Below are 26,227 nucleotides of genomic sequence, written 5' to 3'. Positions count from 1 at the left end.
GTGAGGCCGTAAAGAGGAGCCTTCATAGCAGGGATTGAGGGCCATATAGGGCCTATTCGGCCGTTTTGACAGGTTTATCCCGACGCATTCGCCGGGCGCAATTTCGCGCATGAACGGCGATTTTGTTCCTCAAAAATCGTCAAATTTCGCGATTTGGCCGCCCGGAACCAACATTACCGGCCTGGATTGGTCCTGCAGTCGATGCGCGACGCGGCAGCCGCCATCGAAGGAGCAACAGCAATCGAGGTTCTATCATGCTGAGCTGGGTCGTTACCTTTCTGATCATCGCGCTAATCGCGGGTGTTCTGGGCTTCGGCGGCATCGCCGGCGTCTCGGTCGAAATCGCCAAGGCGATCTTCTTTATCGCCGTCATCCTGTTCCTGATCTCGGCGGTGATCAGCTTGGTCCGTGGACGCAGCAACGTCTAGCGGGCTACCGCAAAGCTTGAGCTTGGCGCCGCGCGAACTACTGCGCGGCGGCCAACGCCAGGATGGCCCGCTCGAAATGCCGGATGGTCAAATCCGCAAATTGCTTCGGGTGGGTCGCGATCATGAAATGGGATGCGCCGGCAATGGTGGCGCGTTCCGCACGCGGGATATGGCGGCTCAGCAGATCGTTTGCCCGGCGTACAGCCGGATGGCTGTTCTCACCCCACACCACAAGTGTCGGAATCGTCACGGCCGCCAGTGACGCGGGCGTGAGGCGAAGACCGTAAGCCGATTCCCAATCCAGCAAATTGGCAGGTGTCGTTTCGATGGCGTAGTCGCGGACGCGCTGCGGCCATGCGGCGAACGTGCCGGCGCCGCCGTAGAAATCGATCATGCGCGCGATCGCATCGGCCTCACCACGCCTGAAAGCAGCGGAATAGGCGCGCGACATGTTCCGGAACGTATCATAGTGCTGCTGCTCGCCGGTTTGCTTCAGGATGTCCACGGCCGGTGCTTCGGCAATGGTCAGGCTGAGCAGCGGAACACGTCCTCGCAGCGCGACCGCGAGCACGGCCAGTCCGCCGAACGAGTGACCGACGAGATGCACGGGGCCGCCAGTCCGACGGATCACGGTCTCGAGTATTTCGCGCTCATATGCGATGTCGGTATCATCAGCAGTACGGCGCTCGGCGGTGCCGCCATATCCGAGCAGGCTGGTGGTCACGCAGCGGAACTGGCCGTGCAAATGACCGATGACCGGCCGCCAAGCCGCGCCGGTGCTGCACGAGCCCGGCACGAGCACAACGGTCGGGCCCTTGCCAGCTTCCTGGTAATCGATCAGCCCGGGCGTCTGGTAGATCATCTTGGAAGCTCCGTGGGTGGTGTACGAGCGACGGGCGGCGGCCTGCTTGCCGCCGCCGCTTTCGATTCAATCAGCGTTTGACGATGACGATTTCCAGATATTCGCTCGGCAGCACCATGGTGCCATCTTCGGCACGGTTCATCGACGCGATCAGCTTCAGGATGTCGTCGGCGAGGCGACGCTGGTTGGTTTCGTCAAGCGCAGCAAAGGCTTTCAGCGTCGGGCCGTAGTAGTTCCTGAACACGTCGAGAAAATGCATCGGCGAGCGGTAGCGGAACGTGAAGTGACGCTTCTCGGCCTTGATGGACGCGGCCGACGTTCCGAACATCTCCGTGATGCGCGCCTGCGTTCCCCATAGCGCCGGCGATTTCGCGCCGGCCGGCGGCGGCAAATATTTGCCGAGCGTCTTGAACAATTGACCGATGAAACCATCCGGCGTCCAGTTGGCGAGACCGATCTTGCCGCCGCTCTTGCACACCCGCAGAAGCTCCGACGCCGCGCGATCCTGGTCCGGCGTGAACATCACGCCGAAGGTCGAGAGCACCGCATCGAAGGTCGCATCGCCGAAGTCCAGCGCTTCCGCATCCGCTTCCTTGAACTGGACCGACAGGCCCTCTGCCGCGGCACGGGCGCGGCCGCGTTCGAGGAGGCTCGGCACGTAATCGGTCGAAACGACTTCGCACCAGCGGCGCGCGGCGGCCAGCGTGGCGTTGCCGTTGCCGGCGGCGACATCGAGCACCTTCTGGCCGGCCCTAATGTCGAGCGCCTCGCACAGTTCCTCGCCGACGATCTGGAGCGTGGTGCCGACGACGGCATAGTCGCCGGACGACCAGGCGCCGTGCTGGCGGGTCTTAAGAGCGGAAAGGTCGACCTGGCCGGGCTGCTGGGTTTGGGCAGTGGCGGTGGTAGCCATGTCATTTCTCCTTTGAAGCAGGGTGAATTTCAGCGTGTTGCCGGCTTAATCCCGGAGCTGAGGAGTGCCTATCCACTTCGCGACACGGCTATCCCGATCGTGAACCTTTCGACTGTTCCGTGGACTCATCACCAGGGCCCTCGGAGTTGCGGATGATTATCAGTCACGGGATTTCGGCGGCGAGATCGCCGCTGCCGCGCGGTGTCAGGCGTGCGCTGGACGCGATGCGTGCCAATGTCGGTCATAATTGGCGCCTGGCCGAGCTCGCTGCCGTCGCAGGTGTTTCCGCTCGAACCTTGCAGCGCCAGTTCCTCGCCTTTATCGGCAAGACCCCGCGCGCCGTGCTGCGCGAGATCGGGCTCGAATGTGCCCGCCGAGAGCTGCTGCAAGGCCGCCCGAGCCTCAAGATCATGGACGTGGCGTTGCGCTGCGGCTTTCCGCATTTCGGGCGGTTCTCGATTGCCTATCGCCGCTGCTATGACGAGACGCCGTCGCAGACGTTGAAGCGGCAGGCGGTTCTCACAGATGCCCTCCGCGCCATGCCTTCGCTGCTTATGCCCGCACGGGACCGGCCAACAGTTGCGTTCGGGCCGATCGAGGCCGCGGCTGAAAATCTGGCGCTTGCGGCTGATATCGCCGACGACCTCGTTACCGCACTCACCCGCGCCGGAATCGCGGTCGCCAGCCGGTCGATTGCCGCGCGCTATCATCTGGGCGGGGCGATCCGGGGATCGGGCGCGCAGACCCACCTCACCATCCGGTTGATCGACACCGAAACCGGCGGTCAGCTCTGGGCGCACCGCGCCGACAGCGTTCTGCGCGATGATGATATCGCAACGACGGAGCATCTCGCGGCCAGGATCGCGGCTGCCTTGCAGCCTTGCCTGCGGCTCGCGGAGATCGACCGCGCGCTACGAAAGCCGGTGACCAGTCTCGGCGCGCAGGATCTGGCGCTGCGCGCGATGCCCGGCGTGCTCTCGCTCGATGCTTGCGGTAACGCCCGCGCACTGGAAATGCTCGAGCGCGCGATGGACCAGGATCCGGACCATCCGCTGGCCATCGCGCTGGCCGCCTGGGCGCATGTCCAGCGCGTGGTCTATCATTTCACCCATGCGCCGCAGGAAGAACGCGCCCGAAGCCTCGAATTGGCGCGCAGAGCGAGGGCGCTGTGCGGCGACGCCACCGTGCTCGCCATCCTCGGCAATGCGCTATCGCTGCTTAGGGAGTTCGACGCCGCCGATCTCGTTACACGCAGGGCGCTGGCCATCGACGGCGGATCGGCCTGGGCGTGGAGCCGCAGCGGATGGATCGACGTCTACAAGGGCGATCCGCAGTCCGCGGTCGAACGCTTCAAGATCGCGCTCGACCTCGCACCCCATGATCCGCTGGCGTTCAACAGCATGGTCGGGATCGGCTGTGCGCTCTTCACCGCCGGTCAATATGCCGAAGGTGCGCACTGGCAGGAGCGGGCACTGGCGGAGCATCCGACGGCAAGCTGGGTGCATCGCACGCTGTGCCCGGCGCATGTGCTTGCCGGACAGGCGCCACAGGCACGCCGCAGCCTCGACGCGCTGCGGCAGCACTATCCCGACCTGACGGTGTCAGAAGTGCACCGCGGCATGCCGCCGCTACCGCCAAGCCAGTGCGATCTGGTCGTCGGCGCGCTGCAGGAAGTCGGCCTGCCGGCCTGAACTGCTATTTCCGGGGCATCGCGACCGTGCGGCCGATGCCCTCCGGCCGCGGCACCGCCGCGTGTGAAGCCACCACCTGCTCGATGCGCGCGCGGATATCTGGCGGGAAGGGCGCAACCTTGCGCGCTTTCATGTCCATGTGCAGCGTCATGTTCTCAGAGGTGGCGGAGAGCCAGCCTTCGCTGGCGTGCCGCAGTTCCTCGAACGTATGCAGTCGCTTCTCGTCGCTTTCGAGCAGGTAAACCGTGACCTGCACGGGATCGCCGAGATGAATCTCGCGCACATAGCGCACATGGGCTTCGGCCGTGAAGGTCGAGCACTGGCGCTCCTTCATGTAGGCCGGTCCGATCCCGAGCTGCAGCCACATCTCATCGATGGCGCGGTCCATCATCACGTTGTAGTAGGCCATGTTGAGATGGCCGTTATAGTCGATCCATTGCGGCTCGATCTGCATCACCGACGACAAAAACGGGGCAGGCGGCAGCGGCATGTTCATCAAGCGATCGCCGGTGGCGGCAGCGGTCGTCATCATCCATCCTTTGTTGATTTCGCGCTCTTGACCCCCCTTATATCCTTTGCCACGGTCCGCTCAAATTCGGGAGGAACTTGGCGTGGCGACGACGATATCAGGTAGCGTGAAGCGGCCGGAACCGCAGGCTGTGGCAAGTGCGGTCGAAGCGCTGGCGGCACGGTTTGGTAACCGGCTGATCACCTCGCAGGCGGTGCGCGAACAGCACGCCCATACCACCACCTGGCTGCCGACCCAGCCACCGGATGCGGTGGTGATGGCGGAGGAGACCGCCGACATCCAGGATGTGGTGCGCATCTGCGCCAAACACCGCGTGCCCGTGATCGCCTTTGGCACCGGCACCTCGCTGGAAGGGCAGGTCAATGCGCCGGCCGGCGGCGTCTGCATCGACCTCCGCGACATGAACCGGATTCTCGAAGTTCATGCCGAGGATCTGGACTGCGTGATCCAGCCCGGCGTCACCCGCAAGGCGCTGAACGAGCACCTGCGCGACCAGGGATTGTTCTTCCCGATCGATCCCGGCGCTGACGCTTCGCTCGGCGGCATGACCTCGACCCGGGCCTCCGGCACCAATGCGGTGCGTTACGGCACGATGCGCGAGAACGTGCTGGCGCTGAAGGTGGTGCGCGGCGATGGCGAGATCATCACGACCGGCACGCGGGCGAAGAAATCCGCGGCCGGCTACGACCTGACGCATTTGTTCATCGGCGCCGAGGGCACGCTCGGCATCATCTCCGAACTGACCATCAAGCTGCGCGGCATTCCCGAGACGATCGCAGCCGCTGCCTGCTCGTTCGAGACGGTGCGCGGCGCTTGCCAGGCGACGATCCTTGCCATCCAGACCGGCATTCCGCTGGCGCGTATCGAGCTGCTCAATGCCGAGCAGGTGCGCGCCTGCAACGCCTATTCCAAGCTGACCTTGCCGGAGACGCCGCTGCTGCTGCTTGAATTCCACGGCAGCGATGTCGAGGTCGCCGAGCAATCGAAGAATTTTGGCGAGATCGCCAAGGAGTGCGGCGGCGGCGAGTTCACCTGGACCACCAAGCCGGAAGACCGCACCAAACTGTGGCAGGCGCGGCATGACGCCTATTGGTCAGTGAAGGCGCTGCGCCCCGGCGCCGGCGTGGTGGCGACCGATGTCTGCGTGCCGATCTCGAGGCTAGCCGATTGCGTCACCGAGACCGAGGAAGACTTAAAACAGCTCAATTTGCTGTCGCCGATCGTCGGCCATGTCGGCGACGGCAATTTCCACTGCTCGCTGGTCTGCGACGTCGACAACAAGGAAGAAATGGCGCGCGGCGAGGAATTCATGCATCGCCTTGTCGAGCGCGCGCAGGCGATGGGCGGCACCTGCACCGGCGAGCATGGCATCGGGCAGGGCAAGCAGAAATATCTCAACGCCGAGCTCGGCCCCGAAGCGATCGACGCCATGCGCGCGCTGAAGCAGGCGCTCGATCCGCAGAACATTTTCAATCCCGGCAAGATCGTGCCGGTGAGTTAGCGTTGCCGATTGCAGCTTCTTGCCGGCGGGTCCATGCAGCAAACGGCTGCCGAATCACCGACTCGCGTCAATGTGCGCCTTATTGCCCGCGCGGCGCGGTGATCGCTTTGCGGATTGCGGCGAGCGGCGCGGTGTCGTCGAATTCGATGTCTTCGCCGATCCGCTTCAATCCGAGGTCGCGCCATAGTGTGGCAAGGTCCGGCGTCACCGGCTTGGGGCCCATCTCATCGTGAAGCCGGCTCAGTACGTCGACGCCGACGGCCTTGTCGGCAGTTGAGAGAATGCGGGTGATGGGCCAGTCCAGCTCATGATTGCCGCCGGCGGCGAGCACGCCGCGCATCGCGTCCTGCAGGCCGAGGCGATTGCCGGTAGCTTTGCGGATTTCGATATCGGCGAGCAGGCAGAACAGCGCTCCGCCCCAGTATTTCCGCCCCCAGGTGGGAGTGTTGTCGAGGCCCTGATCGCCGGACTGCGGTAGGCCCTTCGGCATGTCGCGCATCATGGCTTGCCAGATTTCCCGCGCGGTGAGATCGCCGGCCTGCACCCGTGCGACCGGTTCGACATAGACGGCCAGCCCTTCCGACAGCCACGCGTAGCGGTCGGGCATGTCGGGCAGGGCGGTATGCACCATCTCGTGCACCAACACCCAGTCGCCCCGTAAAACATCTTCCGTGGAATCGCGGCCGAACGGAATGCGAATGGCGGCGCCGCGATAGCCCCATGTCGTGCCGCCGCGAATGCGCGCCCCATCGACGGGGACCAGCAGCAGCCGCAGCGAGCCAACGGGAAAGCGCCCATAATAGGTCGCGACGGCGCGGGCCGACGTGCTGATCCAGTCGAGCAGCTTTTCCTTGGGGAGCGTGATGTCGCCCGGCGCGAAGGCGACATGGATGGTGCTGCCGCCTACTTCGAGATCAGTTTTGGGCAGCCGGTCGAAGGCGTCGTAGGGCATGCGGCCGCCGCGCATATATTCCGACTGCGCGCCGGCGCCGAACGAAATCGCGCCTGCCAGCATCGCGCCAATGACCATGGCGGCGACGGCGCAGCGAAAGGCGCTGGCGGTTTTCATCTCGGCACGCTTTGCATCGCGACCGGCTGTTGCTCGCCTTGCGCGATGAACGTGGCGGCCTGTTCGTGGAGATCGTCGAGCATGGCAGCGAGCAAGGCTTCGCCTTTGGCCAATGTCGCTTGTGTTGGATCGCCATAGCTGCCGGAGCGACTATAGTTCGGCGAATTTGGATCCAACGGCGTCAATGGGCCCGGCGTCTCCTGCTCGAGCACGGGACTGGCTTCCGCGCGTGTCATGTCGACCAGCTGCGGCGCCATCGCCAGCATCAGCGACGTTTCCATCTCATCGGCATGGCTGCCATGGCTCTGCTCGGCCACTTGCCGGGCTACGCGCGGATAGCGCGGACCCTCGTGGATCCATAAGTGCCTAATCCGTGCGCCATCGAGCCGGGCCAGCGCGCGATCGACCGGCGCCAGGGTGCTGATCCCGGTATTGAGCACGAGCAGCTTGCGGCATCCGCCGCTGAGGATCTGCCCGGCAATTTCGCGCACCAGCGCCTCGAAGGTCGCAATCGACAGGCTGCTGCTGCCGGCGTACTCGACGAAGGCGGGATAGTGGCCGTAGGTCAGCGTCGGCCAGATCAGCGCGTCGATCTTCTCCGCGATTCTGCCTGCGAGCCATTCGGCCTGAATGCGATCGGTATTGAGGGGGAGGTGGAGGCCGTGCTGCTTGGCCGCGGCGCCGATCGGCAATATCGCCACCGCGCCTTCACTGATGCGTCGTGCGACCTGGTCCCAATGCATGCGCTCGATGAAATGGCGATCGGTGTTCATTCCCATTCGCCGAGCGCTCCCCTTCATGAGCCGACGGAAACTTCCGTCAAAAGTCCCGCCGTGATCCAGCCGTGTAGATAGGCCGCGCCGCGGCCGGCTGCGCTGTCGGGGTCGTCATAAGTCGCGAGCATTTCGCAGAGCACGCCGAAGGGAATGCCATTCGTGGCCTCGTCCCACATCATCGCCTCTTCCGCCGATAGCTCGCGGAACATCGGCGTGACGTCTTCACGCCAGATCAGGAGATGCACGGGCTGCTCCAGCTCTGTCGCCTCTGGGGGCGTTTCGTCATTCTTGAGTGCGAGCCAGATCGCAGATGCATTGGTCGCAAGGTCAAGCCTGGACGCGCTGGGGTGCGGCCGGAATCGGAGACCCGACCAGACTTCCGGCGCAAAGCCCGCCATGTCGGTCAAGTCGACCGTCTTACCTTCCGCGGCATCGAAAGCGTCGTTGAGCGCCTTTTCCAGTGCCGCGAGATCGGACAGCACGGGATGCTCGGCGTAGGGTGCGGTCGATTTCAGAAATTCCGGCAGGCCTTGCGAGAACCAGCGCAGGTTCGGATGCTCGGATGGGCGCGCCTTGACATAGGCATGCCCCATCTCGTCGAACCTCTCGTCGCCGAGATAGAGATGCAGCAGCTCATGGTCGTTGCGCATCGCCTCCACCAGCCGCGAGCCGTAGGCGTAGCGATAGACGCCGAACAGCACGTCGCGCTTCTCCCGCGGGCTATCGAGGATTTCAGCAAGCACCGCGTCGTCGCCATCGAGGATGCCGCGCTGAAACTCGGCCTGCTGGCGGGCGAAGTCGCTCATCCCGCCTGGGTGCCTGTGGGAAGGATTTTCTCGGCCATCTCGCGGGTCCGGGCTACCTCGAGCAGAAGCTCGGCGAGCGGTGGAATGTTGTCGTCGCGCTCGATCATCGTCGAGACCCGACCGAAGCGTTTCAAGGCAGCGGCATAGAGGTCCCAGACGTCCTCGCACACCGGGTGGTCATGGGTGTCTATGATGTGGGTGCCCATATGGCTGTGGCCGGCCATATGAAACTGCACCACGCGATCCGCAGGAATGCCATTGAGGAAAGTCATCGGATCGTAGCCGTGGTTGAAGGCGCTGACATAGACGTTGTTGACATCGAACAAGAGCCAGCAACCGGAGCGGCGCGACAATTCAGCCAGGAATTCCCATTCCGTCATTTCGGAATTGCTGAACTGGACGTAGGTCGAGACATTCTCGAGCACGACAGCGCGGCCAAGAAAATCCTGCACGAGCTGGACGCGACTGACAACGTGATCGAGTGCTTCCCTGGTGTAGGGAATCGGCAGGAGGTCATGCAGGTTCTTGCCGTGCACGCCAGTCCAGCACAGATGGTCGGAGACCCATTTCGGCTCAACGCGCCGGGCGAGATCCTTGAGAGCCTGCAGATATTCGAAATTCGGCGGCGCGGTGGAGGCGATCGACATCGACACGCCATGCATCACCACGGGATAGCGTTCGCGGATGCGGTCGAGCGTGCGCAGCGGCTGGCCGCCGGGTAGCATATAGTTCTCGCTGATGACCTCGAACCAGTCGATCGGCGGATTACCGTTCAGGATCTCATCGTAGTGCTGGTGGCGCAGGCCGAGACCGAAGCCGAGAAAGGGTGGCTTGGCCGACGTCGCCCGTCTCTCTGCACGCGCGGCCGCCGAGGTGTCCTGCAATCTGCTTGCGACGTTCATCTCGTCTCCGCTCGAACCACGCCGCGAACGTGGCGGCGCGTCCCACACTGAACTTCAACCTAGCATGGATACGAGGCCCGGCCTACACCGGGCCTCATATCGAACCGTCGCTAGGACGGCATGAACTTACCCTTGGCGGCGTCGCACTTTTCCTTGGTCATGGCCGAGAAGCCCTGACCCTTGCAGGCGTTCTGGCCCTTGCAGGCATTGCTGGCACCCTTGCAGGCGCTCTGGCCTTTGCAGGCATTGGCGCCGACGCATTTACCCTCGCCTGCAGCATAGGTCACGGTCGAGACGGTAGTCCCAGCCAGGAACAGGGTGGCAGCGGCGGCGGCCAGCGCGGCGCCGGACTTGGATGTCATCTTCATGGGTATCCTCCAAAAGAGTGTCAGGGTGCATCGCCCGCAAGCAGCGACAGATCAAGCTGACAAACGGCACCCGGAGAAAGTTACGGGTCGGGTTCGGATTTAGTTACATGTGAGGTCAACTTTATTTTAGCCGTCGGTCCGAAACAATGAGGGCCCGGCGGCACCGGGCCCCCACACATCATCATCCGCCGATCAGCTCTTGACGAACTTGGCGCCCATGGCGGTGCAAGCCTTTTCGGAAGTCATCGAGAAGCCGGTGCCCTTGCAGGCATTCTGTCCCTTACAGGCGTTCGCGGAGCCCTTGCAGGCGCTCTGGCCCTTGCAGGCATTGCCGGCCATGCACTTGCCCTGAGCGGCGTTCGCCGGCGTCGACACCGTTGATGCCGCCGAACCTGCAAGGAACAGGGTGGCGGCGGCAGCGGCGAGCGTCGCACCGGATTTGGAGTTCAGCTTCATGACGATCTCCTCGATCAATGTTTGAAGACAGGACGTCGCAAGCATCCGCCGATCGCTCGATCACGGACCCCACAACGCAAGCGATGTGACGGATGGCCATCGGTCGCGAGAGCTTGCCGGGAATGGCAGGTCCCCCTAATCGAGTGCGCATCCGAAAGCCAGCTACGGGGCATCAGGCGATTTGGTTACAGAGTTTCAAAAGAAAATTTTCTTTTTGCGGTTAGACATCCCGCTCATGTCTAGCCCCGGCGACTTTGAGAGTATTCGTCCGTGCTGATCTCTGCGACCGCGCGCTGGTCAGAAAGCGCGGCGCTTCAACGGATTAGCTGCGTTTCGAACAATCGATTGCGTTGCACAATGGGGGTGCTTTGCTCATCCACCGCACAGGCCTCAGCTTCGCCATCTGCGCGACCGTGGCCCGCAACTCCTCGGCGTTGAACGATGGAAACGAACAGATGCGATTGCTGCAGGCGAATGCCGCGGGTTCGCCAAGATCGGGATATTCGACGTCGGGGTTGGGCAGCTTGCCCTCGCGAAGGTCGAGCCACTCCAGCCTCTTGTAGCGGGCCGGCAGCGCGCGGCCGATTGCGTGCAGGTTCTTGGCGCGGGCGTCGTCCTTGGGTCCGACGACGGTGATGTGGGTGGGCTCGACCGCGAGCTCTTCGTCGGCGAGCAGCACGCCGGGCAGGGGACGCATCATCCCGATCGAGGCGCTGGCAAGATAGCGCATCGCGTGCGCGGCCTGCTCGCGATAGGTCTCGTTGCCGAAGTAACGGTTGAGCAGGTTCATGAACCGGCTCACCTGCACCTGGTCGTCGATCAGCTTGGCGGGTTTTGCGAGCACGCCGGTCTTGGCTTCCGCCGTCTTCGAGGTCACGAAGCCGCCGGCCTCATCGCGGAAGGTCGCGACGAAGTCGCCGGCCTTCGCGGCTCTGGTAAGCCAGTCGCGATTTCCCGTAGCGACATAGAGATCGATAAAGGCCTGTCCCATGGCCAGTGTGTCGCCGAGGAACGGGCCGCCGCGATCCTTCTCGCCATGACGGAAGCCGCCATCCGGCAGCGCGCGGTTGTCGATCACCCATTTCGCGGCGCGCTCGGCAACGCCAAGTATCCTGGGATCGTTCGTGACATTGTAGTAAGCCGTAAGCCCCGAGATCGCCCAACCGTTCTCGCGCGCGTAGAGGTTCTTGTCGATGCGCGGCATGGCGAGTTTGCGGCGCTCGCCGTCCGACAGCGCGTAGTATTTATGCCCATCGGTATCGTGGTCGAGATCGGCGTCCTGACTGACATAGAACGCGCCTTCAGGGCTCGTCAGAAAATTCGCGAGATAGCGTTCAATGCTGCGCGCAGCGGCGAGATGTTTAGGGTCTTTCCACAGTGCATAGGCCTGGCTGTACTGCCGGAGATATTGCGCCTCGAATGACATGATCTTTTCGAAATGGGCACGCGTCCAGGACCCTGCTTCGGAATATTGGTACACGCCGCCCCAGACCGGATCGATCAGCGCGATCGCGGCGTCAAGCGTCTGCCGGGCGCGCTTGATCGCGTTGGCGTCGCCGGCCTCGGCGCGGGAGATCGCGAGGTCCATGCTGTCGGCGTCGATATATTTCTGGTTCTCGCCCCAGCCGCCGAGTTTTTCCTCGTAGGACTCATCGAAATTCTTGATCAGCGCGGCGCGCTGCTCCTTGCCGAGGAAGGCGGAAGTCGATGGCTTGACTTCAAAGGGTTCGGCGACTGACGGGCCCGGCGTGGGATCCTCGATGATGGCCTTGAGCAGCGCCTGCATCCGCTCCGGCTCGATGTATCCCCTGATCTTGGCGATCTCGCTGCCGTCGGGGCCGAACACGATGGTCGCCGGCCAGCCCCAGTCGCCATAGCGACTCGACAGATCGGGGTTGGCGTCCTGGTCGACACGAACCGGAATGTATTTTTCCGCCAGCAATTCCCTGACCTTGGGATCGGCGTAGGTCGTCTTCTCCATGACATGGCACCAGTGGCACCACACCGCTTCAAGATCGAGGATGACAAAGCGCCGTTCGGCCTGCGCGCGGGTGAACAGATCATCGTCCCAGTTGCTTCATTTAGGTCCGTCCGCAGCAAAGGATGGCGAAGCCGCAAGCACGGCGAGGACAAGGGCGGCAATGCGGACGAGTTTCATGGCAGCTTCCCGGAAGGTGGTGTTCCTCCAGCTACGCAGGCACCACGATTCGGGCTCAGCCTTTCGCCGACGTCACGGGATTGTGAGTTTCGGGTTGAAGCTTCGGACTACCACTGGCATTCACCAGGGCTCGGTCCAGCGACGCGGCGCCGGGGCCGGCGATCGCAAGCCACATGAAGGCGGCGAAGTAGGTCGCCTCCTCGAAGCCAAGCAGTGTTTGAACGGAGTCAACCTCGTCCCATTTCGCCGCCCTGATAGCGACCACCATGACAATCGCCAGCATCGCAGCCGGAATTCGCGTGAACAGGCCAAAGATCAGCATGATGCCGCCGAGGAATTCGACGCCGGCCACAAACGGGGTAAGTATGTTCGGGAACGGAATACCCCAACCGGCAAAATTCTCGGTCACCAAAGCCAGATTATTGAGCTTGCCCCAGCCGGCCAGCATGAAGGTGTAGCCGACCACGACCCGCATGATCAGGGGGCCGGCCCAGGAAAAATATAACGCAATCCGCGCAGGCAGCAGGATGAGAAGATTGACGATAGATTTCATGCAGACCCCCTCTAGCTATCTCTGTCGCGACGAGGCGGCCTGCGGTCACTTCAACCCGGCACGCTCGAAAATGCCGTGGAAGCGACGGCGGTAATCTGGCTCCGACAACAGTTTCGCAATAGCCCGCCCGTTTGTTACGGGGCCTTAGCCGAAATTTTGCAGGGCCGGAAAAGTCTCCAGAAGCCAGATGCTGACGTTGGAGACGGCGCCAGTCAGGAAGCCGATGCCGGTGATCACCATCAGGACGCCCATGGCATGCTCGACCTTGCCGAGATGCCGTTTCATCCGCGCAAACAGCGAAGAGAACTGCTCGATCATGAACGCCGCGAGCAGGAAGGGGATTCCGAGTCCGGCGGAATAGACCGCCAGCAGGCCGGCGCCCTTGGTGACGGTGGCTTCGGCGGCTGCGATGGACAGGATCGCCGCCAGAATGGGACCGATGCAGGGCGTCCAGCCAAAGGCGAAGGCGAGCCCCATGGCATAGGCGCCCCACAGGCCGACCGGTTTCGGCATCGGCATGCGGCCTTCGCGCATCAATAGCCCGATCCGGGTCAGGCCGAGGAAATGCAGGCCCATGATGATGATCACGATGCCGGCGACGATCGAGAGCTCCGCCGACCAGGCTCGGATCAGGCTGCCGATCAGCGAGGCGCTGGCGCCGAGCGCCACGAATACGGTGGAAAAGCCGAGCACGAACATCAGCGCCGATGCCATCACCGCGCGCTTGGAGGTCTCCGGCGTCTCGTCATCGGCGACATGCTCGATGGTCGCGCCGGTGAGATAGACCAGATAGGGCGGCACCAGGGGCAGGACGCAAGGCGACAGGAAGCTGACGAGACCGGCAATCAGGGCCGCCGGGATAGAAACATCGTGCATTGCATGACCTTCGAGAACTGTCGCATGGCATAGCGCCCTCTTGGCTGGTACGGAACAGCCAATCGATAAGTTTCGTCGGCATTGCGGCTCAAGTTCGGTCACAGAGCCGTGTCCGGATGGCCGAAATTGGCCTCGCGGGCGAAACATAGGCTGGTATCGTCTCGTATCGCGGGTTACCAACCCGCGATCTGGGACCCGCATGCGCCTCGGCATCCGTACTGCCATCTCCGCCCTCGTGCTGACCTCCATCGTCGTCAGCGCCGTCGGCGTGCATCTATTGTGGTGGCGCACCGCCCATCAGGTCAGCCAGACGCTGGCCAACACCATCAACGACCAGATCGTTTCCGCCGTCGGCGACGAGTTGCAGTCGGTCACCACGGAGGCGCGCTCGTCCATGATGGCGGTGCGCACGCTGCTGGCCGAGAAAGTGTTCGATCCGCGGGACGCTCGGACACGCGAGGTGGTTTTCCGGTCGCAATTGCTGTCGCAGCCGACCATCTCCTGGGTGGCGTTCGGATGGCCGGACGGATCGTTCTTTGCCGGGCACAAGCTCGGCAACGACGTCATCGAGATGCTCGAGATCTCGCCCGACCGCAATTTGCGCATCAATCGCTATGAATTCGTCGGCGACGATCTCAAGCTCAAGGCCAGCTGGTTCGAAGAGACCGACTATTCCGTGACCGAGCAGGAATGGTTTCGGGTCGCCCACCAGACCAACGATGAATACTGGTCGACGCTGACGATCCATCCGCGCGGCGAACGGCTCGCGGCGGCGTTTTCGGCCCCGGTCGAGATTGACGGCAAGCCGGCCGGCGTCGTCGCCATCATCATCGAGCTGACGCGCGTTTCGAATTTCCTGTCGCAGCTCACCGTTGGAAAGTCTGCAGGCGCCTTCATTCTCGAGCGGGACGGCAAGGTGGTGGCCTCGCCCGATCCCGATGCCAGCGAGCTAGTGGCGCTGAAAACCGATCACCCGCTGTTTTCGGTCGCTGTCGACGCGATCAGGAATGCCGGCAGCGCCTACGAGCCCGGCGAAGGCGAGCCGTTCAACACGACGGTGACGCGGGACGGCAAGGCTTACCAGGCCGTCATCACGCCTATCTCGTTTCCCGGCTGGTCGCTGGTTACGGTGGTGCCGGAATCGGAATTTCTCGGACCCGTCCAGATGACGATCCGGAATTTGCTGATCGGCCTTGCGGTCTTGATCGTCTTTGCCGGACTGCTGTCGGCATGGCTTGCCCAGCGCCTGATCGCAGCACCGCTGATCAAGGTGGTGAACGAGATCAGGCATGTCGAGCGCTTCGATCTCGACAAGGTGCAGCGGCATCCGTCGCGGCTGACCGAGATCGGCAATCTTTCCGGCGCGATCGGCGACATGGCGCAGGGGCTTGCCGCGTTCCGGAAATACATTCCGGCCGATCTCGTGAAGCGGCTGATCCGCGATGGCAATGGGGCGCGGCTCGGCGGTGCGGTGCGGCCGATGAGCGTGATGTTCATCGATCTCGCCGGCTTCACCGGCATGTCGGAACGGCTCGGCGACCGCATCATTCCGCTGCTGTCGCGCTATTTCGATTGCGTCTCGGCGCAGATCCAGGGCCACAACGGCACCATCGACAAGTTCATCGGCGATGCCGTGATGGCGTTCTGGGGTGCGCCGTCGCCCAACCCGGACCATGCCGTCGATTGCTGCCGGGCCGCGCTGGCGTGCCGGCGCGCGGCGGAAGAGGCGGGCCTCATCGACGACCACGGCCAGCCGGTCAGGATTCGCATCGGCATCAATTCCGGCGACATGCTGGTCGGCAATATCGGCTCGGAGGTGCGGCTGAACTACACCGTGATCGGCGACGCCGTGAACATCGCGAGCCGGCTGGAGAGCACCAACAAAGCCTACGGCTCCACCATCATCATCGGTCCGGAAACGCGGCGGCTTGCCGGCGATACCATCGTCGTTCGCGAACTCGACCGTCTGGCGGTCTATGGCCGCGCCGGCGGACTGCAGATCTATGAATTGCTCGGCATGGCCGACGACTTCGACGGCACACCCGATTGGGTGGCTTCGTACGAGGCCGGGCTTGCCGCCTGGCGCGCCCGAGACTTCTTCGCCGCGATCGGCGCGTTTGAGAAGGTGCTGGCGGTCCGCGAGCACGATGCAGCCTCCTCGACGATGGTCGAACGTTGCCGGCAGCAGCTTGAAAATCCCGCCGGCGAAGATTGGGACGGCACGACAATCGCGCGCACCAAGTAAGATCAGGATGCTGGCTGCCTTGCATGCAGCAGCCGCCTGGCCATAGATGTGCTGCCGCCACGACGAACGTGTCGGCCTCTGACAGGGAGTCCTCCAGCGTTGAAAGTCCTGCTGACCCATACGCCGCAGGCTCGCGCCCAGTACTACGGCGCGCGCGCCCTTAGCGATCTTCAGGCCATCGCCGAGGTGAAGCTGCATGACGCCAACGATGCGCTCGACGCCGCCGGCCTGATCGCGGCCGCGCGCGACGTCGATATTATCGTCGCCGATCGGCTCACGGCGGGACCGCGCGAGATATTTTCGGCACTGCCAGCCTTGCGCGCCTTCGTTCGCTGTGCGGTCGATATCCGCAACGTCGATGTCGCAGCCGCTTCCGCGGCCGGCGTATTGGTCACGCGGGCAGGGCCGGGATTCATCCAGTCAGTTGCTGAACTTGCGCTCGGCTTCATGGTCGATCTGTCGCGCGGCGTCTCGCGCGCTACCGCCGATTATCACGCCGGGCGGAAGCCCGAGATCATCATGGGTCGACAACTGGCCGGCAGCCGGCTCGGCATCATCGGCTATGGCAGCATCGGCCGTTACCTCGCTGACATCGCCAAGGTATTGGGCATGAAAGTGCTGGTCGCCGATCCCTACGCGACCGTGAGCGACGCCGACATTTTGCATCTACCGCTCGACGATCTCCTCGTCCGCGCCGATTACGTCGTCTGCCTCGCCGTCGCCAACGAAGAAACCGAAAATCTGATCGGGCCGGCGGCGCTGGCGCGCATGCAGCCGCATGCCTTCTTCATCAATCTGTCGCGCGGCAATCTCGTCGACGAGGCCGCGCTGTCGACTGCCTTGCGCGAAAATCGCATCGCCGGCGCGGCCATGGATGTCGGCCGCGCGCTCGACCAGATGCCGTCGCCAGACCTCGCCAAACTGCCGAACGTCATCGCCACTCCGCATATCGGCGGGCTGACGCCACCGGCGATCGAGAGCCAGGCGCTGGAAACGGTGCGGCAGGTCGAGCAAATTATCGCGGGTGACATTCCGGCCGGCGCGGTGAATGGCGAGCAGTGGAAGCGGCGGGCTTCCGGAGCGCAAAGATAGCAGTATAGTTACGGCGCAACGTCTGGAAGTGTTTCGGCGTCAATGAGGGGGCGGGCTGTCCGGCGCACATTCCATGCGTCTTTCATCTTAATCATGTTAGAATGTGCACGAAAGCCCACTGCCGACGTTAGGTAACGGTTCATTAATGCTGTGCCCGGCCTGTCAGATGGAGACATTGGCGGACGACCGGGTTTGTCGGTCGTGTGGCGTCAGCTTTTCCGTGATCTGCCCGAATTGCCAGCATCCGAACCTGGCAGCGGCTAGGTTTTGCGGCGGCTGTGGCGAGCGCCTCGAGCAGGCCCAGACGCTCGGTGAGCGCAAGGTCGTCACGGTGCTGTTTGCCGACATCGTCGGCTCGACCGAAATGATCGGCGACAACGATCCCGAGCAGGCGCTCGATCGGCTTCCTCCCGCGCTGGCCCGCATGGGAGATGCGGTCAATCGATTCCACGGCACCATCATGCGCAGCATGGGCGATGGGCTGATGGTGATATTCGGTGTCCCCCATGCGCAGGAAGATCACGCCCTGCGCGCCTGTCAGGCTGCGCTGGCGATGGTGCAGTCGTCGCGCGACAACGGCATCACGCTGCGGGTCGGGATTCACTCCGGCGAGATCGTCGCCGGCTTGTCGGATAGGTTCACGCGGGAGCAAAGCGTCTATGGCGCCGCCGTGCATCTCGCCAGCCGGCTTGAGCACATGGCTCAACCCGGCGACATCTGCGTCACGGAATCGACGTTCAAGCTGGTGCACTCGCATTGCGATGGCCGCGCGCTGGGCCATCAGGACATCAAGGGATTTCCGCGGCCGATCGGGGTTTATCGGCTTGTGGGGATGAAGGCGGCGCGAACGCCGTTCCGTGACGCGGTCTTCGGCGCCTATCGCGGACGCGATGCCGAACTTGCAGTGCTGCATGATGCCTTCGCCGGCGCGGAGCGCGGCGCCGGCAAGGCGATCGGCATCTCAGCGCCGCCCGGCCTTGGCAAGAGCCGGCTGTGTTTCGAATTCGCCAGCGTCGCGCGGGACCGGCTGGTGCCGGTATTGGATCTGAGAGCGTCACCCTACGACCATTCCGGACCGCTGCAGCCGCTCGTGGAATTCTTCCGGACGTTCTTCAGAATTGCTTCGACGGATGATCCGGATACGGCGCGCTCGAAAATAGCATCGCGGATCGAGGCGACGATTCCCGAACTGGTCGGCGACGTGCCGATCCTGGCCGATTTCCTCGGCATTCGCGCTGCCAAATCGCCGGCACCAATGCTCGATCCCAAGGCACGGCATGCGAAGCTGATCAATCTGGTTTCCAGCCTGGTGCGCGACGGCACCCGCACGCCCTCCGTGATCATCATCGAGGACATTCACTGGCTCGATGAGGCAAGCGTCGAATTCGTTTCGGCGCTGGTGGAGATCATCTCGGTCAGCCGTGTCTTGCTTATCCTCACTTATCGGCCGACCTTCCAGGTGCCGTGGAACGATGGCCCCGGCTTTCAGGAGATCAGGCTCGACGAATTGCGAGACGAGGACGTGTCGGCGCTGACCAGGGATTTGATCGGCGATCATCCGTCCACCCGAGCAATTGCCGAACGCATCGTCGAGCGCAGCGGCGGCAATCCGTTCTTCGCCGAGGAGTTGATCAGGTCACTCGTCGATGCCGGTGAACTCGATGGCCGTCCCGGAAATTATGAAGCGGTCGGAGAGCCGCTCGCCGAGACGCTTCCGGCAACCGTGCAGACCGTGATCGGCGCCCGCATCGACCGTCTCCTTCCGGCGGACAAGGAGGTGCTTCAAATCGGCGCGACGATCGGGCGCGAATTTCCGCTCTCGGTTCTCGCCGAAGTCACGAGATCGACCGCCGACGATCTCGCCGACATTCTCAACAGGCTATCACGGCTGGAGCTCGTTCAAGGTGTAACGTCCGAGGACGAACAGAGCCGGTTCGCATTCAGACATCCGCTGATCCAGGAAGTCGCCTATGCCATGCAGTTGCGCAGCCGCCGGGTCGAACTGCACTCGGCGGTGGCCAAGGCACTCGAACGGTTTCATCACAACCAACTGAGCGAGTATGCCGATCTGATTGCGTATCATTTCGAGGCAGCGAAGGATTTTGCATCGGCCGCCATCTATACCGCGCGTGCCGCCACCTGGATCGGCATGACCAATTCCCGCCTGGCCATGAAGTCGTGGCAAAAGGTCCGGCTGCTATTGCAATCCCAGCCGCGTACGCCCGAGACCGACCAGCTGCGCATTCGCGCCTCTGGTCAGATCATGAATGCTGCCTGGCGCGAGGGCGTCAGCGCTGAAGAGATCGCCCCGTTCGCCAGGGAGGCGCTCGACCTCGCGCGGGAATTGAAAGACTCGGTCTCGGAGGTGCTGACGCTTGCGGTTTACGGCCGGATTTCCGCATGCACCGGTTCGGCGGACGACTACGTCAAGCAGGTTCTGCAAGCGATCGATCTGTCAGACACTGCAGATCCCAGCGTCAGGACCATGCTGCAGGTTTTCCTGTGCCAAGCCTGTGGATACGCCGGAAAGCTGCGGGAAGCGCTTCAAGCCAGCGATACCGCGCTGGCGCATATCTCTGATATCAAGAAGTCCCATGAAGCTTTACTCGGCTTCAATGTCGAAAGGTGGGTTGAAAGCCTTCGTGCGCGGTTGCTGGTGCGAATGGGCAATTTCATCGCCGCGAAGCAGAGCATCGTCAAGCTGACCTCGAGTGAAACAGACCATCCGGATCCGGCCGTTCAGTTTATCCCGCATCTCGCCGGCGTCGAATTGGCCTGGCTTACCCAGGACCAGAAACTTGCCGACCATCACTGCTTCCGCCTCGATGAAATCGCCGCAAGCAGCCGCATTCCCTATGTCGCGGTATATGCGGCCGTGTGCAGGGCGCTGGAGCTTTCCTTGGCCGGCAATCACGTTGCCGCAATACAGAAGCTCGAATCCGCCATACGGCTTGCGACGGAAGCTTATGCGGGAATGGAATATCAAAGCGAAATGCTCGCCTTCCTTGCGGAAATCCATTTGAGGAGCAACAGCCCGACGGCTGCCTTCCGGGTCGCTGAAAGAGGAATGGCAGTCGCGAAGGACCGCCACGCCCGGCTGGCGGAATGCCGTGCCGCGATCATACTGGCATCGGTGCTGGGCGAGGGAAGGTTGAGCCACCCAGACTACCGGGCAGGCGATCTGCTTGCGCGTGCGCGCCATCTCATCGAGGAGACCGGCGCCGCGCCGTATGAGAACCTGTTTGCCGCCGCACAGCCGTCGACGGCTTCCTGCGAATAAGCAGTGTGAACTCACGCAGCCCATAGTCTTTGAGCAGGCTGACGCTGCAGCCGAGTTCTTTTCTGCAGAAGGCGACCCAACGCCGCGGTTGGCTGCGATAGAGTTCATCCTCCATCGGCTGGTCATCGTGCGGCAACATGAAATTGACAGAAAAGCCGATCCGGCTGCTGGCGCGCATATCCCTCAAGACGGATTCGACGTAGCTCTCCCAATCGGCGACGGGATGGCCGAGCCGGACGTTGAATACACCGCTGGCGAGCGAATAGTCGGTCATCTCCCCACACTGCGAGCCCAAAGAAAATGTCGCGCGCCGGTTGCCGGCCCAGCGCTGGCGCGCCGCCGAAATCATCGATGCTGAAATGTCGGTGCCGCGATAAGCGACCTCGGCCTGCGGATGTCTCATCGCCAGATAGTCCAGAAGCGCGCCATAGCCGCAGCCGAAATCGTTCAGGCTGAAGGGCTTTTTGAAATCACACAGCTTCAGAAGCTGGACGAAGCGCAGATATTGCGAGGCCGCATTCGGCCAATCGACCCCGAGAGGGGTCGGGCCGTGACGTTCGATCGTTCCCGAATAGTAATCGCGAACTTTGGCGCGCGGTCCGCGCATCCGCGGGATGGAGGCTATTTCTTCTTGCGCTTCCCCGCCTTGGGCCGGTCCTCCCGTATGGTCGGCACCGAGATGGTGAGATAAGTCTCGCCGGAGAATGAGTATGGCTCGCCCGAGGTGATGCGAACGATCCCTTTGGGCGTTTCCCCGATGTGCCAGGTGAAATAGACCGGCAAAGGCCTCTTGGATTCGAGATTCTCCCGGAGCGAAGCGAGTATTTGATCGTGGCCGCTCAGCGTCGACGTCACTTCGTCGACTTCGGCCTTCGTTTTCATCAAGGACTTGAGATACTTGAAGAAACCTTCACGGTCCGTTTCCCCGACGGGAGCAATGTTGAGCAAAGCAAATGCGCTTTTGAGCGTGTGCGGCGGCGAGAATAGCTTGAACTCTTCTTGGAAGCCTATCATCTCGCTCAGGGCATCTCCGATGGCAAATCTTGAATTCAACTGCTCCTGGACATGCGGGACATATCCAGCCGCGACGAACGCACCCATTTCTGAACCTCCTGAAAAACCACTTGTGAAAAATTCATGTTAACCCGCTTCCTGGCCTTCGGCCAGATGCGACCGGCTGACACGCGGATACAACAAACAATAGTTTGGCCCGAATCTATTAACCGGCTCGCAGAATTGCTTCGCGGAGCGGGCCGTGCATGATGTGGTGCTGCGCTCGTTGCTGCAGCTCAGCTGCGGCAACACCGGCCGCTCCAACCGTGAACCCCATGCCTCTTCCCTTCTTCTATGGCTGGCTGATCGTTGCGGTGACGTTCGTCACCATGGCGATCGGCGTTAATGCGCGGACGGCGTTCTCGCTGTTCTTTCCGCCAATTATCGGCGAGTTCGGGTGGGACCGCGGCGTCACCGCCGGCGCGTTTTCGTTCGGCTTCGTGGTTTCCGGCGGCGTCAGTCCGTTGATCGGGCGCATGATGGATCGCTTCGGACCGCGTGCGGTGATGGAGCTTGGCGTGGCGCTGATGGGCGGCGGCCTCTTGCTGGCGCCGCTGACGACGCAGCCCTGGCATCTCTACCTCACCATCGGCGTCCTGGTCGGCGCGGGTAGCGTGTGTCTCGGCTATTCTGGCCAGTCGCTGTTTCTGCCGAACTGGTTCATCCGCCGACGCGGACTAGCCATGGGACTCGCCTTTGCCGGCGTCGGCATCGGCTCAGTGACCCTGCTGCCGTGGGTGCAGCACATGATCGAGCAGGCCGGCTGGCGCACCGCCTGCACCGCGATGGGCGTCCTGGTGTTCGCCGTACTCGCGCCGATCAACCTCTTGCTGCGCAAGCGTCCCGAGGACATCGGGCTGTTGCCCGATGGCGACGCGGCGCCGTCGGCAACCTCCGCTGCGCCGGTTTCGAACGTCGTCGATTCCGTGTGGGCGAATACCGACTGGACGCTGCGCCGCGCGCTGGGCACCGCGCGCTTCTGGTGGATATCGCTCGGCTACTTCTGCGGCCTCTACGTCTGGTACGCCGTGCAGGTGCACCAGACCAAATTTCTGCTCGACGTCGGCTTCAGCGCGAATGTCGCGGTGTGGGCGCTCGGCGTCGTCAGCCTGCTCGGCATTCCCGGCCAGATCTGGCTCGGGCATCTGTCCGACCGGATCGGGCGCGAATGGATCTGGGCCATCAGCTGCGCCGGCTTTGCGATCTGTTTTGCGGCGCTGATCGCCCTGAAATTCGCGCCGGCGTTGCCGCTGGTCTATCTCATGATCTTCACGCAGGGCGCGCTCGGCTATGGCCTGACCTCGATCATGGGCGCGGTGGTGCTGGAGATCTTCCAGGGCAAGCACTACGGCAGCATTTTTGGCACTATCATGCTGGCCGCATTGGCCGGCGGCGCTGCGGGCCCATGGGCGACCGGCTGGCTGTACGATCTCTCTGGCAGCTACACGCTAGCCTTTGCGATCGGCATCGCCGTCAGCGTCCTGTCAGCACTCGCAATATGGCAGGCATCGCCACGCAAGGTGAGGGCGGTCGCAGGCCAAATGCACCGGGTGCAAGCCGTCCGGGGCAAGGACTAGCCGCTCATCGCAGGCGCGCTTCGATATCAAACGTCTTTCGCAGCACTTCCGCGCCGTCTCTCATGACGCGGTACGTTGCGGAGTAGCGGCCGGCAGGCCAAGCGGCCTCCGTGCGCCTCTTTCCGGCGATAACAAGAAACTGCGCCTTGTCCCGGTCGAGCGGGGGAAGATTGTTGGTGGACATGGAAGCACCGGTAGGGTCCTCCAAGGCGAGGGATTGCTGATCGCCAGCCTGCAGGCCGATCGCTCTGACATAGGCGACGAGCGCATCCGAACCCGAGGTCACGGGATGCTTGTCGATTTCTCCTGACTCGACCAATTCCATCGTCGGGGCGATGCCGGCAAAACCGAAGTCGATGATTTCGCGCGGCCTATATTGGATCTGCTCGGAAAGCGAAGCGGCCCAGAGCGACCGGCCGCCGCCGCAGGAATTTTCTTCCGCACCATGGGCAAACGGGTCCACGATCTTGCCACGATGCCGCACTGTAAAATGCAGGTGAAAGAATTCGGTGTCGCCGGATAGTCCAACTATGCCGATCGGCTGCCCCGTCGTCACTTGATCGCCAGCCTTGACCCGGACGCTGCCTTTGGCCATGTGGCAATATTGCGTGCGCCAGCCGCCCTCATGTTCGATGACGGCGCCGTTGCCGCATTCCTTGCCCGCGATGGCGGCCTTGCCCACGGTCTTCACGGAAACGTCTTCCATGTCATTTCGCGCCCCGATGACGCGCCCGGGCGCGGCGGCGAGCACTTCTATTCCCTGTTTCTGAATCTCCTGATTCCGAATCCTTAGGTCGGTGCCGTCGTGCCTGTCATAGCTGCGTCCGCCGCAGCGATAGTCGCGAGCCTTGTCGGAAGCATCGTGATCGACATAATTCTGAAAGAAGCAGGTCAGACTTGGCTGGCACCTCATCGGCAGCGCGAGCGAAATCGCTTCGTCGGCCCTGGCGCCGGTCGTAGCTGAAAGCCACAGCAATATCGGGATCAGGTATTTCAGGGCGACCATCCGAATGCAGCGGAACGACGCCTAAGCTTGGCGCGCAGAATGTGTCGAATCTCCGATGCCGGCATTCGTTGGCGATCACGATGTATGCGGCCTCATGCCGCTGAAATCCCCATCGCCCGCTGCAGATCGCTGATGGCGCGGAAGAAACTGTCGGCCGCCGTGGTCTCGGGATCGATCAGGCGGTGCAGACGGAAGCCATCCTCTAGCGCCAGCACCAGCGCGCCGGCCCATGTCGGATTGAGAATGGTGGTGCGGCCGCTGTTCCTCGCCGTGGTCTCGATGATGTCGGTGACCAGTTTGCGCCGGGCGCGCAACCGCTTGGCAAGTTCGGGACGGCGCTTTTCGGCCCGCGCCACGAACAGAATCATCTCCATGTGGAGCAGGGGAGAGCGGCCGAGCGGATCCTGTTGGCTGCGATCCATGCTCTTCAGCGCATCGAGAAAATCAGGAAGGTTCTTGTACCGATCGAGCAGATCGCGGATGCGCCCGATCGATTGTTCGACATGATCCTCGAGCATGGCGATGATCAGCTCGTCCTTGCTCTTGAAGTTCGAATAGAACGCCCCGCGCGTGAAGCCGGCCGCGGCCGCGATCGCCTCGATGCTGGCGCTGCCGATGCCCTGTTCCTCGAACACGCGCGCCGCCGCCTCGAACAGCTTTTCGCGGGTGTCGTCCCTTGTTGGTCTCGTTCGTACCCTTGACATCCGGCCAGTTTAGGCGAGAATGCAACTCAATACAACAATGTATCGAATTTCGAACGATCGGCCCCGGGGAAACGCGCTGCACGGCGCATAGCAACCAGTGAGGTCACCATGAACGAGCATGTTCAGACTGCCGGCAGCGCGCCGCTATTCAATCCGCTGGACCCGGAATTCATCCGCAATCCCTATCCGCATTACGAGCGGATGCGCGCCGTTGATCCGGTGCACCTGACGCCGCTCGGCATGTATGTCTGCAGCCGCCACGCCGAGGCGAGCCTCGTGCTGCGCGACAAGCGGTTCGGCAAGGACTATGTCGAGCGCACGATCCGCCGCTACGGCCCCAAGATCATGGACGAGCCGGTGTTCCGCAGCATGAGCCACTGGATGCTGCAGCAGGATCCGCCGGACCACACCCGCCTGCGCGGGCTGGTGGTGAAGGCGTTTACGGCGCGCCGGGTCGAGGACATGCGCCCGCGAATCCAGCAGGTCGTCGACGAAACGCTCGACCGCATCATCCCGCAAGGCAAGATGGACTTGATCGAGGACTTTGCGTTTCGCCTGCCGGTCACGATCATCTGCGACATGCTCGGAATCCCCGAAGAGCATCGCGAGGCGTTTTATGCCGGTTCGCGCGACGGCGGACGGCTGCTCGATCCGGTGCCGCTATCGCCCGAAGAGATCAAACAGGGCAACGCCGGCAATGCGATGGCGGCGATGTATTTCCAGCAGCTGTTCGAGCTCAGGCGCAAGAACCCGGGCGACGATCTGACCACGCAACTGGTGCAGGCCGAAGAGGACGGCAGCAAGCTCACCAACGAGGAGCTGACCGCCAATATTATCCTGCTGTTCGGTGCGGGCCACGAGACCACCGTCAACCTGATCGGCAACGGCCTGCTGGCGCTCTACCGCAATCCTGACCAGCTCGCGCTGCTCAAGGCGAGGCCCGAACTGATCACCAATGCGATCGAGGAATTCCTGCGTTACGATTCCTCGGTGCAGTTAACCGGCCGGGTGGCACTGGAAGACATTGACGATCTCGGCGGCAAGCGCATCCCGAAGGGCGAAAGCGTGCTGTGTCTGCTCGGCTCGGCCAATCACGACCCGGCGGTCTATCCGGATCACCCCGAGCGGCTGGACATTACCCGGCCCAATGTGAAGCCGCTGTCCTTTGGCGGCGGCATCCATTTCTGCCTCGGGGCCCAATTGGCGCGGATCGAGGCCGAGATCGCGATTTCGACCCTGCTGCGGCGGATCCCGGACCTGCGGCTCGATGACGCTGTCAATGCGGAATGGCGGCCGACCTTCGTGCTGCGCGGCCTCAAGCGCCTGCCGGCAAGCTGGTAAAACCGCGGCGCGGAGCCCCCGGCTGCGTCGATCGGAGCCGG

General features: G+C 62.9%; 23 protein-coding genes and 1 pseudogene. 8 read left to right on the top strand and 16 right to left on the bottom strand.

Annotated elements, in window-relative coordinates; genetic code table 11:
• Positions 1 to 254: 254 nt before the first annotated feature.
• Entirely contained in the window at positions 255 to 428 is a 174-nt protein-coding gene (locus J6524_RS06005) for a DUF1328 domain-containing protein (RefSeq protein ID WP_225669459.1), read from the top strand.
• A gap of 37 nt (positions 429 to 465) precedes the next feature.
• On the opposite strand, the gene J6524_RS06000 is transcribed toward J6524_RS06005, so the two are convergent.
• Together J6524_RS06000 and J6524_RS05995 are read right to left on the bottom strand one after the other, a co-directional pair.
• Positions 466 to 1,290 (bottom strand): alpha/beta fold hydrolase, encoded by an 825-nt coding sequence (locus J6524_RS06000; RefSeq protein ID WP_225669458.1) that lies wholly within the window; start codon positions 1,288 to 1,290, stop codon positions 466 to 468.
• Between the two features lie 70 nt (positions 1,291 to 1,360).
• The gene (locus J6524_RS05995) at positions 1,361 to 2,203 is read right to left on the bottom strand and encodes a class I SAM-dependent methyltransferase (protein ID WP_225669457.1); all 843 of its coding nucleotides are present in this window, start codon (positions 2,201 to 2,203) and stop codon (positions 1,361 to 1,363) included.
• A 152-nt stretch (positions 2,204 to 2,355) separates the two neighbouring features.
• Here J6524_RS05995 and J6524_RS05990 point away from each other — a divergent pair, with 152 nt between their 5' ends.
• Positions 2,356 to 3,894 carry a helix-turn-helix domain-containing protein gene (locus J6524_RS05990; protein ID WP_225669456.1) on the top strand — a complete coding sequence of 513 codons (1,539 nt, stop codon included), beginning with the start codon at positions 2,356 to 2,358 and terminating at the stop codon, positions 3,892 to 3,894.
• Positions 3,895 to 3,898: 4 nt separating this feature from the next.
• Here the strand turns inward: J6524_RS05990 and J6524_RS05985 are convergent, their stop codons facing one another.
• Positions 3,899 to 4,426, bottom strand: a complete 528-nt coding sequence (locus J6524_RS05985) for a thioesterase family protein (RefSeq protein ID WP_376711982.1) — start codon at positions 4,424 to 4,426, stop codon at positions 3,899 to 3,901.
• 79 nt (positions 4,427 to 4,505) lie between these two features.
• Here J6524_RS05985 and J6524_RS05980 point away from each other — a divergent pair, with 79 nt between their 5' ends.
• Complete coding sequence (locus tag J6524_RS05980; protein ID WP_225669454.1) at positions 4,506 to 5,924, top strand: FAD-binding oxidoreductase; 1,419 nt, start codon at positions 4,506 to 4,508, stop codon at positions 5,922 to 5,924.
• A gap of 79 nt (positions 5,925 to 6,003) precedes the next feature.
• Here J6524_RS05980 and J6524_RS05975 read toward each other — a convergent pair whose 3' ends face one another.
• The 9 genes and pseudogenes from J6524_RS05975 to J6524_RS05935 form a co-directional block, all read right to left on the bottom strand.
• Entirely contained in the window at positions 6,004 to 6,993 is a 990-nt protein-coding gene (locus J6524_RS05975; protein WP_225669453.1) for a hypothetical protein, read from the bottom strand.
• Positions 6,990 to 7,766, bottom strand: coding sequence for a creatininase family protein (locus J6524_RS05970; protein WP_225669452.1), 777 nt, complete (start codon positions 7,764 to 7,766; stop codon positions 6,990 to 6,992). Before J6524_RS05970 ends, J6524_RS05975 begins: the two co-directional genes overlap by 4 nt.
• Positions 7,767 to 7,789: 23 nt before the next feature.
• Positions 7,790 to 8,575: an HvfC/BufC N-terminal domain-containing protein gene (locus J6524_RS05965; RefSeq protein WP_225669451.1), complete on the bottom strand. Its 786-nt coding sequence runs from the start codon at positions 8,573 to 8,575 to the stop codon at positions 7,790 to 7,792.
• A complete protein-coding gene (gene bufB / locus J6524_RS05960; RefSeq protein ID WP_225669450.1) occupies positions 8,572 to 9,477 on the bottom strand; it encodes an MNIO family bufferin maturase in 906 nt (301 codons plus the stop codon). Before bufB ends, J6524_RS05965 begins: the two co-directional genes overlap by 4 nt.
• A gap of 110 nt (positions 9,478 to 9,587) precedes the next feature.
• Positions 9,588 to 9,845 carry a BufA2 family periplasmic bufferin-type metallophore gene (bufA2, locus tag J6524_RS05955; RefSeq protein ID WP_312002349.1) on the bottom strand — a complete coding sequence of 86 codons (258 nt, stop codon included), beginning with the start codon at positions 9,843 to 9,845 and terminating at the stop codon, positions 9,588 to 9,590.
• Positions 9,846 to 10,037: 192 nt separating this feature from the next.
• On the bottom strand, positions 10,038 to 10,301 hold the full coding sequence (bufA2, locus tag J6524_RS05950) for a BufA2 family periplasmic bufferin-type metallophore (protein ID WP_225669449.1): 264 nt from the start codon (positions 10,299 to 10,301) through the stop codon (positions 10,038 to 10,040).
• 322 nt (positions 10,302 to 10,623) lie between these two features.
• A pseudogene (locus J6524_RS05945) lies at positions 10,624 to 12,363 on the bottom strand (DUF255 domain-containing protein); the annotation flags it as partial.
• A gap of 151 nt (positions 12,364 to 12,514) precedes the next feature.
• Positions 12,515 to 13,012, bottom strand: coding sequence for a DoxX family protein (locus J6524_RS05940; protein WP_225669448.1), 498 nt, complete (start codon positions 13,010 to 13,012; stop codon positions 12,515 to 12,517).
• 144 nt (positions 13,013 to 13,156) lie between these two features.
• Positions 13,157 to 13,888, bottom strand: a complete 732-nt coding sequence (locus J6524_RS05935; protein WP_225669447.1) for a cytochrome c biogenesis CcdA family protein — start codon at positions 13,886 to 13,888, stop codon at positions 13,157 to 13,159.
• Positions 13,889 to 14,087: 199 nt separating this feature from the next.
• Here J6524_RS05935 and J6524_RS05930 point away from each other — a divergent pair, with 199 nt between their 5' ends.
• The 3 genes from J6524_RS05930 to J6524_RS05920 all read left to right on the top strand — a co-directional run bounded on the left by J6524_RS05930 (position 14,088) and on the right by J6524_RS05920 (position 20,505).
• The gene (locus J6524_RS05930) at positions 14,088 to 16,133 is read left to right on the top strand and encodes an adenylate/guanylate cyclase domain-containing protein (RefSeq protein WP_225669446.1); all 2,046 of its coding nucleotides are present in this window, start codon (positions 14,088 to 14,090) and stop codon (positions 16,131 to 16,133) included.
• A 99-nt stretch (positions 16,134 to 16,232) separates the two neighbouring features.
• On the top strand, positions 16,233 to 17,225 hold the full coding sequence (locus J6524_RS05925) for an NAD(P)-dependent oxidoreductase (protein WP_225669445.1): 993 nt from the start codon (positions 16,233 to 16,235) through the stop codon (positions 17,223 to 17,225).
• A 145-nt stretch (positions 17,226 to 17,370) separates the two neighbouring features.
• Positions 17,371 to 20,505, top strand: coding sequence for an adenylate/guanylate cyclase domain-containing protein (locus tag J6524_RS05920; protein ID WP_225669444.1), 3,135 nt, complete (start codon positions 17,371 to 17,373; stop codon positions 20,503 to 20,505).
• On the opposite strand, the gene J6524_RS05915 is transcribed toward J6524_RS05920, so the two are convergent.
• Positions 20,429 to 21,112, bottom strand: a complete 684-nt coding sequence (locus J6524_RS05915; protein WP_225669443.1) for a class I SAM-dependent methyltransferase — start codon at positions 21,110 to 21,112, stop codon at positions 20,429 to 20,431. The two genes, J6524_RS05920 and J6524_RS05915, sit on opposite strands and share 77 nt — an antisense overlap.
• Before the next feature lie 14 nt (positions 21,113 to 21,126).
• Complete coding sequence (locus tag J6524_RS05910; RefSeq protein ID WP_225669442.1) at positions 21,127 to 21,606, bottom strand: hypothetical protein; 480 nt, start codon at positions 21,604 to 21,606, stop codon at positions 21,127 to 21,129.
• Between the two features lie 227 nt (positions 21,607 to 21,833).
• Here J6524_RS05910 and J6524_RS05905 point away from each other — a divergent pair, with 227 nt between their 5' ends.
• Positions 21,834 to 23,135, top strand: coding sequence for an MFS transporter (locus tag J6524_RS05905; protein WP_225669441.1), 1,302 nt, complete (start codon positions 21,834 to 21,836; stop codon positions 23,133 to 23,135).
• 4 nt (positions 23,136 to 23,139) lie between these two features.
• Here the strand turns inward: J6524_RS05905 and J6524_RS05900 are convergent, their stop codons facing one another.
• A complete protein-coding gene (locus J6524_RS05900; protein ID WP_225669834.1) occupies positions 23,140 to 24,048 on the bottom strand; it encodes a M23 family metallopeptidase in 909 nt (302 codons plus the stop codon).
• 185 nt (positions 24,049 to 24,233) lie between these two features.
• Positions 24,234 to 24,845, bottom strand: coding sequence for a TetR/AcrR family transcriptional regulator (locus J6524_RS05895; protein WP_225669440.1), 612 nt, complete (start codon positions 24,843 to 24,845; stop codon positions 24,234 to 24,236).
• A gap of 108 nt (positions 24,846 to 24,953) precedes the next feature.
• On the opposite strand from J6524_RS05895, the gene J6524_RS05890 reads away from it, so the two are divergent.
• Positions 24,954 to 26,186: a cytochrome P450 gene (locus tag J6524_RS05890; RefSeq protein WP_225669439.1), complete on the top strand. Its 1,233-nt coding sequence runs from the start codon at positions 24,954 to 24,956 to the stop codon at positions 26,184 to 26,186.
• Positions 26,187 to 26,227 lie beyond the last annotated feature (41 nt).

Source organism: Bradyrhizobium hereditatis (genome assembly GCF_020329435.1).
Taxonomy (GTDB): Bacteria; Pseudomonadota; Alphaproteobacteria; order Rhizobiales; family Xanthobacteraceae; genus Bradyrhizobium; species Bradyrhizobium hereditatis.
Note: the sequence above shows the minus strand (reverse complement) of the source record. Positions and strands in the feature narration are given on the sequence as shown.